17 protein-coding genes and 2 riboswitches are annotated in these 18,953 nt (G+C 37.4%); of the genes, 10 read left to right on the top strand and 7 right to left on the bottom strand.

What is annotated here, in order from left to right; translation table 11 throughout:
* Positions 1–123 precede the first annotated feature (123 nt).
* Positions 124–2,094 (bottom strand): GGDEF domain-containing protein, encoded by a 1,971-nt coding sequence (locus tag AVFI_RS15640; protein ID WP_188863196.1) that lies wholly within the window; start codon positions 2,092–2,094, stop codon positions 124–126.
* Positions 2,091–3,197 carry a sugar ABC transporter substrate-binding protein gene (locus AVFI_RS15635; RefSeq protein WP_233941837.1) on the bottom strand — a complete coding sequence of 369 codons (1,107 nt, stop codon included), beginning with the start codon at positions 3,195–3,197 and terminating at the stop codon, positions 2,091–2,093. The genes AVFI_RS15640 and AVFI_RS15635 overlap by 4 nt, the downstream gene beginning before the upstream one ends.
* A gap of 314 nt (positions 3,198–3,511) precedes the next feature.
* Here AVFI_RS15635 and AVFI_RS15630 point away from each other — a divergent pair, with 314 nt between their 5' ends.
* Together AVFI_RS15630 and AVFI_RS15625 are read left to right on the top strand one after the other, a co-directional pair.
* Positions 3,512–5,038 (top strand): YjjI family glycine radical enzyme, encoded by a 1,527-nt coding sequence (locus AVFI_RS15630; RefSeq protein WP_054775177.1) that lies wholly within the window; start codon positions 3,512–3,514, stop codon positions 5,036–5,038.
* Positions 5,039–5,046: 8 nt separating this feature from the next.
* On the top strand, positions 5,047–5,958 hold the full coding sequence (locus AVFI_RS15625; RefSeq protein ID WP_188863197.1) for a YjjW family glycine radical enzyme activase: 912 nt from the start codon (positions 5,047–5,049) through the stop codon (positions 5,956–5,958).
* Between the two features lie 92 nt (positions 5,959–6,050).
* On the opposite strand, the gene AVFI_RS15620 is transcribed toward AVFI_RS15625, so the two are convergent.
* Both AVFI_RS15620 and AVFI_RS15615 read right to left on the bottom strand, forming a co-directional pair.
* On the bottom strand, positions 6,051–6,815 hold the full coding sequence (locus AVFI_RS15620) for a class I SAM-dependent methyltransferase (RefSeq protein ID WP_005423530.1): 765 nt from the start codon (positions 6,813–6,815) through the stop codon (positions 6,051–6,053).
* 54 nt (positions 6,816–6,869) lie between these two features.
* Positions 6,870–7,799, bottom strand: coding sequence for a LysR family transcriptional regulator (locus tag AVFI_RS15615; protein ID WP_065641665.1), 930 nt, complete (start codon positions 7,797–7,799; stop codon positions 6,870–6,872).
* 88 nt (positions 7,800–7,887) lie between these two features.
* A riboswitch (yybP-ykoY riboswitch) is annotated at positions 7,888–8,015 on the top strand.
* 94 nt (positions 8,016–8,109) lie between these two features.
* On the opposite strand from AVFI_RS15615, the gene AVFI_RS15610 reads away from it, so the two are divergent.
* From AVFI_RS15610 to AVFI_RS15580, 7 genes are all read left to right on the top strand, one after another.
* The gene (locus AVFI_RS15610) at positions 8,110–8,667 is read left to right on the top strand and encodes a TMEM165/GDT1 family protein (RefSeq protein WP_065641666.1); all 558 of its coding nucleotides are present in this window, start codon (positions 8,110–8,112) and stop codon (positions 8,665–8,667) included.
* 177 nt (positions 8,668–8,844) lie between these two features.
* Positions 8,845–9,567: an oxygen-insensitive NADPH nitroreductase gene (gene nfsA, locus AVFI_RS15605; protein ID WP_054775176.1), complete on the top strand. Its 723-nt coding sequence runs from the start codon at positions 8,845–8,847 to the stop codon at positions 9,565–9,567.
* Between the two features lie 63 nt (positions 9,568–9,630).
* Positions 9,631–11,001 carry an L-serine ammonia-lyase gene (locus AVFI_RS15600; RefSeq protein ID WP_188863198.1) on the top strand — a complete coding sequence of 457 codons (1,371 nt, stop codon included), beginning with the start codon at positions 9,631–9,633 and terminating at the stop codon, positions 10,999–11,001.
* A gap of 232 nt (positions 11,002–11,233) precedes the next feature.
* Positions 11,234–12,454, top strand: coding sequence for a NupC/NupG family nucleoside CNT transporter (locus AVFI_RS15595; protein WP_005423541.1), 1,221 nt, complete (start codon positions 11,234–11,236; stop codon positions 12,452–12,454).
* A gap of 22 nt (positions 12,455–12,476) precedes the next feature.
* A complete protein-coding gene (deoD, locus tag AVFI_RS15590) occupies positions 12,477–13,196 on the top strand; it encodes a purine-nucleoside phosphorylase (RefSeq protein WP_005423543.1) in 720 nt (239 codons plus the stop codon).
* A 57-nt stretch (positions 13,197–13,253) separates the two neighbouring features.
* Entirely contained in the window at positions 13,254–14,600 is a 1,347-nt protein-coding gene (gene guaD, locus AVFI_RS15585; RefSeq protein WP_188863199.1) for a guanine deaminase, read from the top strand.
* Positions 14,601–14,737: 137 nt separating this feature from the next.
* Complete coding sequence (locus AVFI_RS15580) at positions 14,738–15,376, top strand: Crp/Fnr family transcriptional regulator (RefSeq protein ID WP_188863200.1); 639 nt, start codon at positions 14,738–14,740, stop codon at positions 15,374–15,376.
* A 12-nt stretch (positions 15,377–15,388) separates the two neighbouring features.
* Here AVFI_RS15580 and AVFI_RS15575 read toward each other — a convergent pair whose 3' ends face one another.
* The 3 genes from AVFI_RS15575 to AVFI_RS15565 are packed head-to-tail and all read right to left on the bottom strand — an operon-like array spanning position 15,389 to position 18,122.
* A complete protein-coding gene (locus AVFI_RS15575) occupies positions 15,389–16,168 on the bottom strand; it encodes an ABC transporter ATP-binding protein (RefSeq protein ID WP_054775175.1) in 780 nt (259 codons plus the stop codon).
* Positions 16,165–17,205: a FecCD family ABC transporter permease gene (locus tag AVFI_RS15570; protein ID WP_188863201.1), complete on the bottom strand. Its 1,041-nt coding sequence runs from the start codon at positions 17,203–17,205 to the stop codon at positions 16,165–16,167. The genes AVFI_RS15575 and AVFI_RS15570 overlap by 4 nt, the downstream gene beginning before the upstream one ends.
* Positions 17,205–18,122, bottom strand: coding sequence for an ABC transporter substrate-binding protein (locus AVFI_RS15565; RefSeq protein ID WP_188863202.1), 918 nt, complete (start codon positions 18,120–18,122; stop codon positions 17,205–17,207). Before AVFI_RS15565 ends, AVFI_RS15570 begins: the two co-directional genes overlap by 1 nt.
* Positions 18,123–18,141: 19 nt before the next feature.
* Positions 18,142–18,276: riboswitch (cobalamin riboswitch) on the bottom strand.
* A gap of 84 nt (positions 18,277–18,360) precedes the next feature.
* Here AVFI_RS15565 and AVFI_RS15560 point away from each other — a divergent pair.
* Positions 18,361–18,897: a cobalamin adenosyltransferase gene (locus AVFI_RS15560; RefSeq protein ID WP_054775174.1), complete on the top strand. Its 537-nt coding sequence runs from the start codon at positions 18,361–18,363 to the stop codon at positions 18,895–18,897.
* Positions 18,898–18,953: the final 56 nt, after the last annotated feature.

Genomic DNA, 18,953 nt, shown 5'->3' with positions numbered 1-18,953 from the left:
AGCTAAATAGATAAGTAAATTGATTAATAATGGACATTATGGCTTTGCTAATACAATTTGTTAGTAAGCAAAAAAATGGCACTTCATCTAAGATAAAGTGCCATCACGTTGGTCTATGAAATATTACTGCTGATAATAAGCTTTTTTCTCTCGATACATATGTTCATCTGCAATGGTAAACATTTTGAATAACTCTGTTTTATCTGAACATGCCCAACCAATAGAATAATGGGCTGCATAAGAGTTCCCCTCTTTATCTAAAAATGAAAGTCCTTTTTGATTCACTCTCAATTTATCAGACAACTGCAAGCACTCACTTTGCGTTACATTCTCTACAAGCAAAACAAACTCATCACCACCAATACGATAAAACTTAATGTCGCTTGATAATAACTGAGCAATATTGTGACAACTCGCTTTAATCAATTCATCACCAATACTATGCCCATATTGATCATTAATCGACTTTAATCCATTGACGTCTAAAATGAACAAACCAAAATTCCAAACTGCTTTAGAATCTCTATAACGTTGCTGATAATGCGTTAAGTCTTCATCAAACGCTTTTCTGTTTCCGCATGCGAGTAATACATCCGTTCTTGCAATATCAGCAAGCTCTAACCAAGACGATAATTGCTTTATAAATAGCTCAAATACCAGTACCTGCTTTTCTAATGCTTCTGTAGAAACAAAATGCAAACTCGCCAGCACTTTATAATTGCTAGCAACTATTTCAATGCCTGCATTATCACCTAAAGGATCAAAGCTGAGTTTCCAAACCGTCTCTGGAAACAATTTACTCAGTTGTTGTTCAACCTTTGCGGGTACATCATGAAAATCTAATGCTTTATATTCCGAGCCAAACTCAATCACTGCGGCTAAGTTGTTCTTGTTTACCTCTTCACGAAACAAAGCATCGCTAATTAAAGCCGTTTGTTTTTTTACTTGAACTTCCAATTCTTGATTAAATGATGATAATTTTTCATTACTTAATTCAATTAAGTTCTTAGATTCATTTAACTCTTCGTTTTTCTTCTTAAGTTCCAGTAGTTGATTACGAATCGTTAAACTCATTGTTTTTAATACGATTGCCATTCGTTCAAATTCGCTAAACTGAAAACGTTTCTCTCGTTTATTCGGTTTATTAGATGCGTAACTAACAATGGTATCTTCCATCTCAAGAAACTCTTTTGAAATCCAACGAGTGATCCCCATCGCTACAAAAATGACGGTAATAAGTGTCCAACCAATAACGGTAAATAGAGCTAATAAAGACGATTTCATGTCCTTCAAGCGTGACACATCAGAAAATTGGTACGTTATATCTAATGTCAGCGATGATGAAAATGAAGGATTATTTAATATAAAGATACGCTCAAGTGCACCATCTTTTGTTTTTGATTGCTCAATTTCATGTTCTTCATGACCAACATGTTGATTTAATTTAAAATTCTCATCTTTAAACAGGAAATGTTGGAAATGCTGCTCAATGGTCTCAAATGAAATAAGCACGACAACATAACCAGAGGCTCGATAACGACCAGATCCCTCTAAGTTATAAGCTAACATTGGAGTAATTAAAGCGATTCCTTTAGAAGATGAGGACTCCTTTATTAGATTTGGTTCTGAGTAAAACAGTGTCTTAGTTAGCCCTTTCTCATATATCGTATGATCGATATTAATCTGCTTAAGCAACTGACTATTTTCAAAATGATATGGACGACCGTTTAAATTATATAATGGTTCCCATTTATCGTTGAGAACGTACACGCTATTAATCAAGCGTGACAGTTCACTAAACCGAGTTAAATTATGTCTAACTACACTAGAATAAAGAATATTATCTAACGCTTGAATGTTAAATCGGTCACGTGACAGCCAATTGAGGCTTTGCTGAATACGATCGAACTCCACCACTATCTCTTGCGCAATGGTAGATACGGCATTTTGAATTTGCTGTTCTTTTTGATTAAATAGCGTTTCACCTATGCTATTAGTTAAAAATTGACTAATAAATATCAATGGCACAAGCGAGCAAATAATCAAAACGTAAGTGAATGCTTTACGTAAACTCACATATGGGCGAGAAATCATGATCCTTCTACCTTTTTAGAAAAACGATCAATTAATTGATTAATATAAAGCATGGTTTCTTCTTTGGGCATACCATCAGAATAACGAGATACGCCTCTTGCTAGTGCTTCCCAAATAAACGAGACTCGCACACTTGTTGGCATCGGCTGCGATTGTAAATATTGTTGATACACTGCATACATCACTTCTTGCTCAGGTTGTATCGATATTTGATTTACTTCCGTTGAAGCCGAAATATATTGATGCTCATTAATTAATTTGGTCAAAAATGCTTTGTCTTGAACCATAGTCAATAACTGTTTAATCATCACTCTTTTAGCTGGGTTCTGTAATGCTGTTTTCGTGATCATTAGTACTTTACCTGCAGATAGAGATTTCATTGGTATACCACGATAGCTTGGTAATGAGGCAATGCCGAGGTTACTACCGAACTTTTCACGTAAATCACTTACCGCCCAGTCCCCATCAATAAGGTATGACGCTTTACCATCTATAAATAACTGTCGACTACATAAACTATTACATTGAGACCCTAAGTGATTAAGCCTTACTAATTCATGAAAGAAAACTAATGTATTCATGCATTCATGATCTTTAAAATGAATCTGATCAAGCGGTATCTCTGGATGAAATAAACTAAAAAAAGCCGAAAAGAAATACATATCACGCGAGCTAAATGCAATGTGTGTTTTCTCTGGTTCTTTTTCAGATAACGCTTGTAATTGCTCCCACTGAGTAACAGGGTTAGGAGTCTTACTCTTATCGTAAAAAAGCATTAAATGATTACCAAGAAACAGAGGTAAGCCCATATAACTATCACCTACCATCGCACTTTGGCGCGCAGCAGGCTCTAACTGATCTTGATTTATCCACACTTTTGGAATCGGTGAAATACCTATAAATTTATGCAACCCAAGAAAATCAGAAGGTACCCACGCCACATCTGGCATGTAATTTTTAGATCTTGAAGCTAATAAGAGTTCTGCTTTCATTTCATCAATTGAGAATTTACGAATCATCAATTGGTTCCCTGTTCTTACTTCAAATTCAGCAGCTAACTCCTGATCAACGTTATCGCCAAATGCACTCCAAAATTCAAGCATTTCCGCTTTCGATATAAATGAAATAAATAATAATATAAGGGTGAAGAATTTAGACATGGGATTGTTTTTAAAAGTCAGATAAAAATGGAAAATATGCAGAGTAAATTAGTATAGTTTTAAGGTTGAATATTATATCAGATAAAGCTTAATTTACCTCTTTCTATTTATAAAATACCTCTTTAGGAGTTCATATTAGGTATTGAACTTCGCACCTTCGATTTCCAAAAAAGAAAAGACTATTTGAATTAATTTCACTAACTGAAACAGTAATAATTTCATTAGAATATAACCATACTAATAAAAAGGGTTTTATCATGAGTCAAGAACGTTTCTATAGCATCATTACCGATGCCAATTTGTCACCAAAACAAAAATCAAACTACTTAGCATTAGAAGCTGAAGCAAGTTTGCCTTATATGGAAATTAATACAGAAACTCGCAAAGCAATGGATGACGGCGTTCTTTGTGACATGTTTGAAGGCCATGCCCCTTTTAAACCTCGCTATGTATTACCTGATTACGCTAAGTTTTTAACTCAAGGTTCAGAATATTTAGAGTTAAGCCCAGCAGAAAATTTTGATGATGCATTAAATTTACTCACCATCATTTATCATCATGTCCCTTCTGTTACTTCTATTCCTGTTTATCTTGGTCAACTTGATACTGTACTTCTGCCTTATGTTGGCGCCCTTAGCGATGAAGAAATTTACCAAAAAATAAAACGTTTTTGGATCATGTTAGATCGCACGCTTCCTGATGCATTCATGCACGTAAACATTGGCCCAACGGACAATATCATTTGTCGTACCATCTTACGTGTCGATGCTGAGCTAAAACAAATAGCTCCAAACTTGACCTTTATGTATGACGCAGACATTACGCCTGATGACCTACTGCGCCAAGCGGCATCTAACATTTGTGAATGCAGCAAGCCTCACATTGCTAACTACCCTGTGCATGCACAAGCGTATAATAATACAGGCTTTGGCATTGTAAGTTGTTATAACTCACTGCCTCTTGCTGGTGGCTCAAATACCTTAGTTCGTATGAACTTAAAAGAAGCCGCTAAGAAAGCAGAAAACAAATCTGATTTCGTTAACCATATTCTGCCTCATTACTGCAACATCATGTTTAACTTAATCGAAACTCGTAGCGCTTTCTTACATGAAAAATCAAACTTCTTTGAAGGTTTCTTAACTAAAGAAGGTCTTATCAATGAAGATCGCTTTGCCCCTATGTTCGGTATTTATGGCATGGCTGAAGCTGTTGATATTTTGATGGAAAAAGAAGGTATCGAAGCCAAATATGGTCATGATGAAATCGCAAACCAATTAGGTCATGCGATTTCTAAGCAATTATCAGAAATCGTTGATGCGACCGATGTTAAATACGGTTATCACGGTAAAGCACTACTTCATGCTCAAGGCGGCATCAGCTTAGATATCGATGTAACACCTGGGGTTCGTATTCCTTATGGCACAGAACCGGATCCAGTTAGCTATGTACAAGCAACCGTTGGTCACCACCAATACTATACATCGGGTATTAGTGATATTTTAACGATTGATGAAACGGTAAAATCAAACCCTGAAGCCATGTTTAATTTAGCCAAAGGTGCATTACAATTAGGTTACCGTGAGTTTACTGCGAACGTTGCTTCAAATGATTTAGTTCGAATCACAGGTTACATGGTGAAACTGTCTGATATCGCAAAATACGATGCTGAAGGCTCACGAACTAACACCACTTTCTTGGGTGCAGAAGCAGCGAAAAATACAGAAGTATTAAATCGTACTCCGCGTGTTGCTGCGTTAGAAACGACACCAACCTACGCTAAGTAACCGCATTTATGGTTAACACTGCCCTTTTAAATGGCGATAGCTTCAACTATGAAAAAACAGGAATGGTCAGTAAAGTGCTGACCTTTTCTTGTGTTGATGGGCCGGGTAATCGCCTTGTGATCTTCTTACAAGGCTGTAACTATGACTGCATTACTTGTCATAACCCTCATACCATAAACCATTGTGATCACTGTGGTGATTGCGTTGCTCATTGCCCAACTAACGCATTAACGTTTGATGACTCACCAAACCAAAAAGTCATCTGGAATGAATCTCTGTGTACTCAATGTGACAAATGCATTGATGTTTGCCCAAGTAAATCGAATCCTAAAATCACCCTATATTCGGTTCAAGAATTACTTGAGTTAACCAAAAAACATGCACCTTTTTTAAGTGGTGTAACGGTTTCAGGAGGAGAAGCGACACTGCAACTTCCCTTTATTATTGAGTATTTTAAAGCAATTAAAGTCACTGATTCATTACGTCATTTAACCTGTTTTATTGATAGTAACGGTAGCTTGTCTGAACAAGGTTGGAACAAAATCCTACCTTATTTAGATGGTGCAATGATTGACTTAAAAGCATGGCAAAATGAAACGCATTTATGGCTCGTCGGTAGAGAGAACCATCGTGTATTAAACACAATAAGCTTACTCACTCAGCACAATAAGCTTCATGAAGTACGTTTGCTGTACATTCCCAATAAAACCGATTTACTCACTGAAGTGGATGCGGTGAGTGACTATCTAAAAACGTTACCTGAACACGTTCAGATCCGATTAAACGCCTTTCAACATCACGGTGTTATTGGTGAGGCATTAACGTGGGACAAATGCAGTAAAGCACAAATGGAAGAGTTTGAAGCCGACCTAGTACAGAGATTAGGTCGTAAAGTGATAACTCCATCTATCTACACTTAAGAAATAATAATGTGTTAGATACTAAAATAAAAACAAATTCCTAATACAAATAGCCAACACTATCCCCCTTATGTTGGCTATTTTTTTAAAAGTTATTTTGAAAATACTGCGGTTAAATAACGATTATTTAAGCCTTTAGTAATAATCGAATGCATTCGATAAAACAACGCACTTGGTTTTTGAATATAATGCTTAACGATATTACGACCAACGCCTTGCGAGCGGTTTTCTTTTGACTCTTTTTTTGAAAAAAGTCCTTTGAATTCCCAATATTGAATTTGCTCAAACGTTTCATAAGCTTGGTAATTAGATGCTGCGAATAACTGATAAAAAGAATCAACGGTAAAGTCGTGTAGATGATGAGGATTACCATCGACTGTTGGCGTCGTTGGTACAGAAGCAATCATGATGCCATTATCACTTAGTTGTGTGAGTAAATGCGTTACCATTTTTTGAGGTTCAGGGACGTGTTCAATGGTCTCTAAACTAATAATGGTATCAAATCGCTGATATAAGCCATCATATATTGCTAACTGAAAATCCATACCATCGCCGCACTCAAAATACAGGTTATCCGCTTGATAATGCTCTTTTGCGTACTCTATTGCTAATGGATCAACATCAACACCTACAAACAATTTATCTGGGTGAGCTTCTGCCATCATAGCGGTTCCATAACCACAACCACAGGCGATATCTAATATATACATCCCTTGTAATTGATCTGAAGCGAATTGATAACGCTCGATATGGATATCCAATACATCTTGGTGCTTTTGAGGATCCTGCTCTAACTGTTTTGGATAAATTCGTTCTAAAGAGTGCTCTGCAGTGATCTTTCCTTGTAATACATCCATTTAACTACCTATAAAATCAATTCATCAATGGTATGATTTAGATAGTAACATCATTCAAGGTTTTGTATTGCTTACTTGCTCTTTTATGCGATTCAACAACCAACTCAATGCTTGATCATTCAAACTCAACTTATTATAAACCACGCTATATGCAACTTGCCCATAACCAAATGGCAATGTTTTTTGAACTAATCCTTGCGCTTGTTTAGTCACTTCAAACCACTTTTTTGAGCTCGTAAATAAAAAATCAGATTGCTGACACATAGCTGCTGCGCTACCAAAATCGGCAACGAACATCGCCATCGTTCTAGACTGATGCTGTTGTGTTAGTAGCTGCTCAAAATAGGGCTTATTAAGTTCTTTATCAAAAATGCCTATATGTTTATAAGAAAGATAATCTTCAATAGTTAATTCATTTTTTGCTAAAGGATGATCCTCTCGCATTAAACAAACCATCTCATCTTCGATAACGCTTTCCCATACTAGCTGCTTTTCATTTGTCGGAGGCTGACTCTTATCATGAGGTAAAATAATCAGGTCAACTTGCCCATTAAGTAATGCATCAAATCCCAATTGCTCCTTTGAATGGACATTTATTTGAGCATTTGTCGCTTGATTTGACAAAATATCGCTAATAACAGGAGCAAAAACTTCAAGAGTACTTTCTCGCATAGAAAGAGAAAAACGACCAGAAAATAATGCCGGGTCAAACGTAGATTGGTTAAGTAGGCCATTCATATTATTCAAAATCAAATGAACCGTTGGCCCTATTTTTACTGCATAAGGTGTTGGGATCAGCTGTGTTCCATCTCGATAAAACAATTCATCATCTAGCACAATTCTTAATTGAGTTAATGTTTTACTGACACTGGATGGACTCATGCATAGCGTTTCAGCACTTTTAGTAACACTGTGAGTCGAAAGCATAATATGCAAAGCCGTCAAGTGCTTAAAACTAATACGAGAAAGTTGAATAAGATCCATTAGTGTCCACAAATAAGAATTAACCGAGAATACACATTATAAAACACTTTGCAGTTGAAATGACAAATAACATCCTTTACCATTCTTCACCTTACTCTTTGGGGAGTAGCCTGCTTTCTCGTTTTTCATAAAAATACATAAAACAGAAAGCTCATATATCAACATAATTGATGCAAAATCATCATGGTATATGAGACAAGCCAGAGCAGCTTGTTTGGCAAGACCTTAGATTAACATCACGAACCATTGGGTGGGCGTGAGGTTTTTCTATGGTTTTTATAATTATAATCCCACCCAAATGAGTAATGTCGTGAGTGTATTAGCTATATCAATAACCACCGTCGCCCTAGCGGAGATCGGTGACAAAACCCAACTCCTTTCTTTACTGCTTGCCAGTAGATACCGAAAACCAATCCCTATTATTGCTGCGATCTTTTTTGCAACTATTGTAAACCATGCTTTAGCTGCCTATTTAGGTGTTGTCGTTGCCGATTTCTTAACCCCTGAAACATTAAAGTGGGTTTTAATCATCAGTTTTGTAGCAATGGCTGGTTGGGTATTAATTCCTGATAAGCTAGATGATGATGAAGCTATATCAAATAGAGGCCCTTTTGTTGCCAGTTTCATCGCCTTTTTTATTGCTGAAATTGGAGACAAAACGCAAATCGCCACTTCTATTTTAGGAGCACAAAATGCCGATGCCTTACATTGGGTTATTTTAGGCACGACCATTGGCATGCTATTGGCAAACGTTCCTGTTGTATTAATAGGAAAACTTTCAGCAGATAAGTTGCCATTAACTCTAATCCATAGAATTACCGCTGTTATTTTCTTGGGGTTAGCAGTCGGTACGTTCTTGGGTATGTGATCACAGTAATTTTTAATTCTCTTCAATAAGACTGGTTAATGAAAAGCGAATTATAAAATTGCTCAAACTACAGGTTAACTTGTTTTCTATTAATAAGCCCTTATGTTTGTAATAGAAGCAGATCATCCTTTGATGATCTGCAGCCTATTTTACAGACGTTTAATAATGGACGGCCTTATGAACCCAGTTATCGATACCATTTTAGAGCATCGCTCTATTCGCTCTTTTACTAATGAACCTATCTCTAAAGAGCAATTAGATACCATCATCAGTGCGGGTATTGCAGCCTCTTCTTCTAGCTTGCTCCAAGTCAATTCTATTATTCGAATTACCGATAAGGAAAAACGAAAAGCATTAGTTGAGCTATCAGGAGGCCAGCCTTATGTTGAAGGTGCGGCGGAGTTTCTTGTTTTCTGTATTGATTTTCAACGTCATTATGAAATGAACCCGGAGATCAAAGCCGAATTTACCGAACTTACTCTTATTGGTGCTGTTGATGCAGGTATTATGGCGCAAAATTGTCTTTTAGCTGCAGAATCTATGGGATTAGGAGGTGTGTATATCGGTGGGTTACGTACAAACGCACAAGGTGTCGATGATTTATTAGAACTGCCAAAAAACACAGCTGTTTTGTTTGGTATGTGCCTAGGTTACCCAAATCAAGCGCCTCAAAAAAAGCCACGTTTAAGTCCTGATGTTATTGTTCATGAAAATAGTTATCAGCCACTGGATAAAAGTAAAATTGATGAATATGACGAAATAATGCAAAGCTACTATGCAACGCGCTCGACGAATCAAAAACAAAGTTCATGGTCAGAGCAAATTACAGGAAAACTATCTCAAGAATCTCGCCCTCACATTAAAGGCTACTTAAATAATAAAGGCCTAGCTATTAAGTGATATAAGCATAAATAGAGAAAACAACTAAACTTAAAACAATAAATACGGTTTTAAGGTGTTGTTATGCTTTCTATCTTTGATATTTTCAAAATTGGGGTTGGTCCATCAAGTTCTCATACTAATGGGCCAATGATTGCGGGTTATCATTTTACTCAACTGATTGAGCCTTACTTACCTCAAATAACACGCATTCAAGTTGATCTTTATGGATCTCTTTCATTAACCGGTATAGGGCACCATACTGATCGTGCAACGCTTCTGGGTTTACTTGGAAACAAACCCGATACGATAAAAATAACCAGTGCCAATCGCGCTATGCGTAAAGCAATAGAAGAACATACCCTCCAACTCTCTGGCCTATCAACCATCTCCTTCGATTATCAAACAGACATGCGGTTTCATAAAACAAATTTACCCTTGCATGAAAATGGTATGACTATTTCTGCTTTTACTACTGATAACAAACAAATCGCAATCGAAACGTATTACTCTGTTGGCGGCGGTTTCATCGCAACCGAAAGCGAACTTAAAAATGAAAATCAAGCACCAGAAATCAAGGTAGAGTTCCCTTTTGGCTCAGCGGATGAAATGCTAGAAAAAGCAGAAAAGTATGGACTCAGCCTAAGTGGATTAGTCTTACGTAACGAAGTCTCATTCCAATCAATAGAAGCAATTAACTCTAAAGCAGACCAAATCTGGAAAGTCATGTCCCTTTGCATGGAAAGAGGCTTTCAAACTGAAGGCATTCTTGAAGGTGGCTTAAATGTCACCCGTAGAGCACCTGCATTACTCAAAAAATTAGAAGTGAATACATCCACGCATAATGATCCTATGGAAGTATTAGATTGGGTGAATCTGTTTGCTTTTGCCGTTAGCGAAGAAAATGCAGCGGGCGGTCAGGTTGTAACCTCCCCTACAAACGGAGCAGCAGGTGTGATCCCAAGTGTTTTGATGTACTACCACAAGTTTATTAAACCCTTAGACACTAAGCAACTTAAAGACTTTTTAGCCGTATCGGGTGCTATCGGGATTTTATACAAAACCAACGCCTCTATCTCTGGAGCCGAAGTTGGTTGCCAAGGTGAAGTTGGCGTGTCGTCCTCCATGGCGGCAGCGGGGCTAACATCGCTTCTTGGTGGCAGTAATGAACAAATTTGCATGGCCGCTGAAATTGCAATGGAACATTCCTTAGGCATGACTTGTGACCCTATTGGGGGACTGGTTCAGGTTCCTTGTATCGAACGAAACGCGATGGGAGCAATGAAAGCCATAAATGCTTCACGTATGGCGTTAAAGCGCACAAGCAAATGCTTAATCTCACTAGATAAAGTCATTGAGACCATGTACCAAACAGGAAAAGACATGAATAAGAAATATCGAGAAACTTCACTAGGAGGATTGGCTTTAATTCATATGGCTCCTCCTTGTGAGTAATAATGGCCGCTCTATACTTCCATGAAGCTCTTCTTCTACAGGCCTAAATAACTCGATTAAGCCCTATTTTCATAGTTTGATTTGCATAACAGAAATACAAATCAACCTCTTTAATTTGTGACTACTATCATACTATTCCCACACAAATAGATAAGAGCGGAAAAATTTCCGCTTTTTGCTTTTTTAGCCGCCGTATTGTCTTTATTACCTTTTAAATCCTTTGGAGTATTTCATGTCATTATTCATGAGCTGTGTTGGAATCTTGGTGCTATTGTTCATTGGATTTTTACTATCCGAGAATAAAAAAGCCATCAATGTAAGAACGATCGTCATTGCGCTTATTACTCAAATATCATTCGGGGCTTTTGTAATGTATGTTCCTTTAGGTCAAGGAATACTACAAATGATGAGTGATGCGGTTAATCATATTATTAACTTCTCAAATGAGGGACTAACCTTCGTATTTGGCGATCTCGCTAACTATAAAGTCGGCTTTATTTTTGTGATTAACGTTCTTTGTGTCGTTATCTTTATTTCTGCACTTATCTCCGTGCTTTATTACCTCAAAATAATGCAGTTTGTAATTAATTTAATCGGTGGTGCGTTATCTAAATTATTCGGTACGAGTAAGGCGGAATCAATGTCTGCTACAGCTAACATTTTTGTTGGCCCTATCGAAGCTCCTTCAATGGTACGTCCGTTAATCAAAAAAATGACTCGCTCTGAACTGTTTGCGGTAATGACAGGCGGATTAGCGAGCGTTGCTGGCGGTACAATGATTGGCTACATCAATTTAGGAATAGACCCAAAATATATTTTAACCGCTTGCTTTATGACGGCTCCTGCTGGACTTCTGTTTGCCAAATTACTTTGCCCACAAACAGAACAAGAAAAAATCACTAATGAAATCGAAATCGATGACGAAACCACACCTAAATCACTCTTAGATGCGATAACTGATGGTTCTATCATGGGGATGAATCAAGTCGCCACCGTGACAGCCTTACTTATCTCCTTTGTTGCTTTGATCGCATTAGTAAATAGCTTAGTTGGCGGTATTGGTGATTTAATCTCGATTGAAGGTTTAAGCCTAGAACTGATTATCGGTTATATATTATCTCCTCTGGCTTTTTTAATGGGGGTTCCTTGGAGCGAAGCCGTTACCGCAGCATCACTAATTGGCCAAAAAATTGCGGTTAATGAGTTTGTTGCCTATATCAACTTTATTGAAATAGCGGAAACCTTGTCTCCAAAGACTCAAGCTATTGTTGTATTCAGCCTTTGTGGTTTTGCCAACATTGGTTCTTTAGCGATGGTTATTGGTGGCCTTGGTGCTATATGTCCAAATAAACGCCATATTCTTTCGGAAATTGGACCTCGTGTTTTAATGGCCGCAATTCTTGCAAACTTAATGTCAGGTACCATTGCTGGTGCGCTTCTTTCATTTTCTTAACATGTACTAATAAGGATTAATCATGTCGACTCCACATATTAATGCACCACTGGATGCATTTGCAGATACTATCTTGATGCCAGGTGATCCACTTCGCGCAAAATTAATAGCAGAAACTTATTTAGAAAATGTTGTTCAAGTTACTGATGTTCGAGGCATGTTAGGTTTTACTGGCGAATTTAAAGGTCGAAAAATCTCAGTCATGGGTCACGGAATGGGCGCACCATCTGCATCCATTTACTTTCATGAACTAATGACAACTTATAAGGTAAAAAACTTCATCCGCATAGGAAGCTGTGGCGCTATTCATGATGATGTGAAACTTAAAGATCTTATTGTAGCTATTGGTGCATCAACCGATTCAAAAATGAATCGCATTCGTTTTAAAGATAACGATTTTGCTGCAACTGCAAATTACAATATGCTTAGCGAGTGTGTTAATACGTTAAAAACGACTGACATTAATTACCTTGTAGGTAACGTTTTTTCTTCTGATCTATTTTATCGTCCAGATGAAGAGCAATACGACATGATGGCACGTTATGGCATTCTTGGAGTAGAGATGGAAGTTAATGCACTTTATAGTGCAGCAGCAGAAAACCATTGTAATGCCGTTGCCCTATGTACCGTGACTGACCATATTAAAAACCATGAACATTTGACGGCGGATGAACGTCGCACTGAACTTCATGAAATGATTAATGTTGCACTGGATGTAGCATTAAAATTACCAACTGAATAAAACATATCTTAAAGGCCAATTAATCATTGGCCTTTTTTCAAAGTGTAGAAATAACTAATGAATATAAAAAAAGGCGTCGTTGGTAAAGTTTATCATTGCCCGATTAAAGGGGAATTTGAATTTATCTCTAATGGGCTGATTACTATCGATCAGCAAGGTAAGATATGTGACGTTCTCCATCCTTCCGATCCTAATTATTCAAAAACGCTTAACTTCTTAAAAGAAAAAGATTCTCTACAAGAGTTAACCGAACAACAATTTTTATTACCTGGCATGGTTGATCTTCATATCCATGCACCACAATGGCCTCAAGCTGGGAAAGGGTTAGATCTTCCTCTCAATGAATGGCTTGACCATTATACGTTCCCTTTAGAGCATAAGTTTAGCGATCTGTCATTTGCAGAACAGTACTACCCTCACCTAGTAAAAACCTATTTAGCTAACGGCACTACAACAGCAACCTATTTTGCGACTATAGATACTTCATCTTCTCTTTATTTGGCAGAAACTTGCATTAAATATGGCCAACGTGCATTAGTTGGTAAAATCTCAATGGATGATAAGGAGATGTGTCCTAGCTACTACGTGGAAGAGAGTGCAGATCACTCTATTCAAGAAGCAGAAAAATTCATAATATCGTTTTCTCAACTAGCTAATAACAATAACTTAGTCGAACCAATCATCACGCCTAGGTTTATCCCTACCTGTTCGTTAGACGCATTAAAAGGGTTAGGTGATTTAGCGAAAAAATATCAATGTGCGGTTCAAACTCATGCTTCAGAAAGCGATTGGGCAAGAGATTTCAGCCAAGAAAAATACAATAAAACAGATATCGAAATTTACAACGAAGCAGGACTACTTGGTGAACGAACCATCTTAGCTCACTCTATCTTCTTAACCGATTCAGACATTAGCACTATCAAACAAAAAGGCTCGGGAATCGCTCACTGTCCAAGGTCCAATATCTATTTTGCAAATGCAGCATTGCCATTACGTGAATACTTAGATCAAGAGATTCAGCTCGGATTAGGCTCTGACATTGCAGGTGGCCCTTTTCCCTCGCTATTTATGGCTTGCTCAGATGCAGTCCTTCACTCAAGAGCACGAGAATGTGGAACAAATGCGAGTCTACCGGCAGAGATAAGGGGGCAAGAAAACAGCCGAGTCTCATTACTAGAAGCTTACTGGATGGCAACAACAGGTGGCGGTCAATTACTAAAGCTACCAGTTGGACAGTTTAAAAAGGGTTACTGCTTCGACGCTCTAGTTATTGATGATGAAGATTCTAACCTATTGATTTGTCCTGAACTCGATTCACCTCAAGACATACTAGAAAAAATCATCACTCACACAACCAGAAATAATATTCGTCAAATCTGGGTTGATGGCAATCAAGTAAAGTAAAACATTTAGAGCTGAGTTTGCAGAAAGAATCACGAACTGAGACAAAGCAGAATATTCTGCAACTCGCTCTTTATTATTATCGCATTTTTTTATGAAACCATTACCATAGAGCTATCTTTAATACACAGAGATAGAGCATGGATCTGTTTCAACAATTAATCTCAGAGCTTAATTTACCTAAGATCTCTTATGTTAAGAATGAGTTACTTTTACAGCAATCGACACCAATTAATTCGCTTCTATTTTGCCAAGACGCCGATTTAACCATTTTCCATATAAATGAACATGGTAAAGAATTTATTCTTGGAGTAGATACGAATTATTCAGGTCCTCTAGGTGAGATGGAATTCTTCCAACGAAAGCCTTATTCAACGTTGAATGTTAAAGCGAATAAAGCTGGTTATCTCTATAAAATTCCTAAACTTAAACTTCTTGAATTATTAAGAGAAAAACCAGAGCTAACGATTCTTCTGCTCGAATTCATTTCAACAAGATATAACAAAAATATCACTAAGTTAATGAATAACATCACATTATCAGCAAGGATTAATGTCATCGAACAGATCCTTGAATTAAAACAGCACTCAAATAGTCCGCTATTTAAAATTCCTGTGACCTTAAAAGCCAAGCAGCTAGGTATAACTGACCGATGCTATCGCCAAATTTTACAAGTTTTGAAAAAAGAAAATAAGCTAATCAAACAAGGGCATGAGTTTGAGTTACTGGATGAAAAAGCACTAAAAGACGAAGTGCTTTATACCGAAGTAGACAAATAAAAATGATCATCACTATTTTTTATATGGCGATACGATCGTATTTCCTGTCACGGCATGATGAGAGACCATCACCAAATCTTGATATAAGGTGCGAATATTCTCTTCACTCAACACATCATTTGGCTTTCCTTCAGCCATAATTTCACCTTGATTAATCAAAATCAAACGATCACAAAACTCAGCAGCGGTATTTAAGTTATGAATAGCAACCAATGCTGATTTTCCTTTTTGACATTCTTGGTATAAGACATTCATTAATTGAGATTCATGGCCAATATCTAAACTCGCTGTTGGCTCATCAAACAACATTAAAGGCGTATCTTGAACTAAAGTTCGGGCAAAATGAACGAGCTGTTTTTCACCACCAGATAAATCAGTAACATTACGCTTATGTAAATGCTCTATTCCCACTTTTTCTAATGCAGCTTGGCTTTGTTTCTCTATCTCAGCTGGAGATATAATTGAGTGTTGCTGTCTCGCATGAAAACCAAAACCAATGGTTTCCATCACATTAAAAGAAAAAGCGGCTTCACTGTATTGAGGCAAATAACTCATACATAACGCACGCTCAATATGAGATAAAACAGCAAGAGATTGACCTTGGATCTCAATACTTCCTTCGGCATAAGGCTGGAATCCACTGATGCACTTCATTAATGTACTTTTACCCGCGCCATTCGGGCCAATAATACCAACCAATTCACCAGAATTGACGGTAAATGAAATCGACTTTAATAATGCTTTAGTCCCAACCTGATAGTTTAATTGTGAGACATTTAATAATGGTTTCATGCTAAACGTCCCTTTCTTTGAAATCGAATGATCAAACCAATAAAGTAGCAACCACCAATAAATGAAGTAATGATCCCCGCTTTCAATTCATTAGGCGCAATGATCCAACGTCCTAATAAGTCACAAACCAATAGAAATATCACACCAAATATGGCTGAAAACGGCAATAATTTCTCATGACTTGGTCCTACTAATAGACGCACTAAATGAGGAACCATTAAGCCGATAAAACCAATAGGTCCAGCAATAGCAATCGACATCGCCGTTAATAACGTAGCAAACATCAATAATTTAAATCGTGTCTGTTTTACATTTAGCCCCATACCATGAGCACTCTCCTCACCTAAAGCGAGTAAATTGAGAGAACGACTCTCTTTGAGTAACAAGGTAGACACAATAATAATCACAGGTGTTGGCCATAATAAATGCTGCCACATACGACCATCCAGCCCCCCCATTGCCCAGAAAACAAATTGACTGACTTCATACTGTTGCGCCATTAATAGCAGTCCCATACGAGCACCGCCCAATAAACTCGATAGCGCCAAGCCAGTTAATATTAAAAATAAAATTTGTGAAGAAGAGTGACGAGATGCAAGAACATAAATAAACGCAGAAGCAACAAGAGCACCAACCGTTGTAAAAATAGGTAACCACATCGGGTTCATAAAAGAAAAACCCGTCACAATAGCGATAACAGCACCAAAACTGCTTCCCGAACTTACTCCTAATACATCAGGGCTCGCTAATGGGTTTTTAAATAATCCTTGAGTACAGGCTCCAGCTAAAGCCAATGCACCACCAGCCATAATTGCCGCACACGCCCTTGGCAAACGAATGTGCATCACAATTGCAGAGGCAAGCGGATACTCTTTAGTTGCTAACTCACTCCCACCAAATATATAACTCTTAAACATAGCTAAAATATCAATGATTGGAATGTGAACCGCACCAAGACTTAAATAAGCCAAGAATAATCCTAAAAATATGCAAATAGCAGCAACCGCTTGGAATGAGGTTAAACGATAAAAAGACATTAGCGTTTCTTATAAGCAGAATGATTAACAAACAAAATCGCATCAACAATATATTGACTGTAAACGCTTCTTAAAACGTGGGGCATTTGATAAACGCGTCCGTTTTTAATCGCTTTTACTGATTGCAGAGAAGGGTCAGATAAGACGTCTTGCTTAAATTTATCAGCACCTTTTTCATCTCCATACACCCACGCAGGTATAAATAAAATATCAGGATTTAATGCAATGACCATTTCTTTAGATACAGGAACTTGTCCGTATTTATCACTCACTAGCCCTTCAATGGCATTATTCAGATTTGCCTGTTTTAAGACTTCATCCCAAGTAGAATCTTGACCGCTCGATGTTCCCCACGGATTATAATCCAAAGCAGTTAATCGCTTTTTAGGTAAGATAACCTCTTGCTGTAAACGCTGTTGCATATCTTCGATGACTCGCTCAGCAGCAAGTCGACGATTAACAATATCACCGACTCGCAAAATCTCTGTTTCAACCTCTTTTAAGGTATTAGGCGTTTGAATGCGATAAACCGGGATACCAGCACTCTCAATAATCGCTAACTTTGATGCATCACTCCAATTAGCAGCAAAAACAATGTCAGGACGATTCGCTATGATCATTTCCACATTAAGTGCTAACAAAGGTATTGATTTTGGCAATATATCTTTAATCGCTGAATAGTTAGGATTATTAGCAAGATCTGTCAAACTGGATAATTGTTCTTTATCAACCAACTCCAATAATACGGCATCGGTGAATAACGTTTTTGACGATATTTTTGTAGGTGCTTTCTCTAAAATAACGGTATTACCTAACCCATCAACAACATGTAATGGATAGGTAGTTTCGGCCATCGTTGACCAAGAAAGCAAAAGAGAAAAAACAATAATAAATGGGTTTAACGCAAGCCAACGCATGGCAACTCCTGTAAATCGCGTACATAATATGAACCAACTTCGTATCTGACTCAAACTCTTGCAAGCTCTCACAGTGGCGCGCCCGTTACGGATTCTCACCGTATTCCGAAGTAATCTTCATTGTACGATGCTATGTTGATATATTCTATCTATAACCCTGAAAACATGGGATTAATTAGAGATACCCCCTACAACGTGATAAAATTCATCACCTCTTTAATCAACAAAGTAAATATTTATGGCACTTAAAGCATCTGGAAATATTGGTGAACTTTCATACCCATTCATTTTTGAAGACAGCCCATTATGTGACTTTGAAATATTAACGGATGAATTGTGTGCCTATACTGGCTTAGCTCTATCACAAGTAACTAATCAAGAAGTCCGTGAATCGCTAGAACGTCTACAACCAAAAATATTTCACCTTAATGGCTCGATTCGTGGGAAATGTGGCATCTTTGAGCTAGACGTTCAAGAGCTCGTGTCTGAAATGTTTTACTTTAAAGAACAAGTTCATGACAAAGGTAAGCGCTTTGTTCTTCCTCGTGGAACTGGCCCAGTGATTCAACTTCATCAATGCCGTAGCTTAAGTAAAAAAGTGGTTCGTGCCTTAGTCCTTATTGATAAATTAACCAATAAAACCATCCCAGAAACACTTCCTCGTTTTGCAAATGCGCTCGCTAACTATTACTTTGTGCTTACACGAGTATTAAACCAAGATATGGGTATTGATGAACCTGAATACACAAGCATTAATTATCCAACACCTGAATAGGTTAAATGTTATGTAAATATATCGTTAAGCGAATAATGAAAAAGAATATTAATAAT

Origin of the sequence: Aliivibrio fischeri ATCC 7744 = JCM 18803 = DSM 507 (assembly GCF_023983475.1) — a bacterium.
Lineage (GTDB): Bacteria > Pseudomonadota > Gammaproteobacteria > Enterobacterales > Vibrionaceae > Aliivibrio > Aliivibrio fischeri.
The sequence above is the reverse complement of the archived record's forward strand: the minus strand, read 5'-3'. Positions and strand labels throughout refer to the sequence as shown.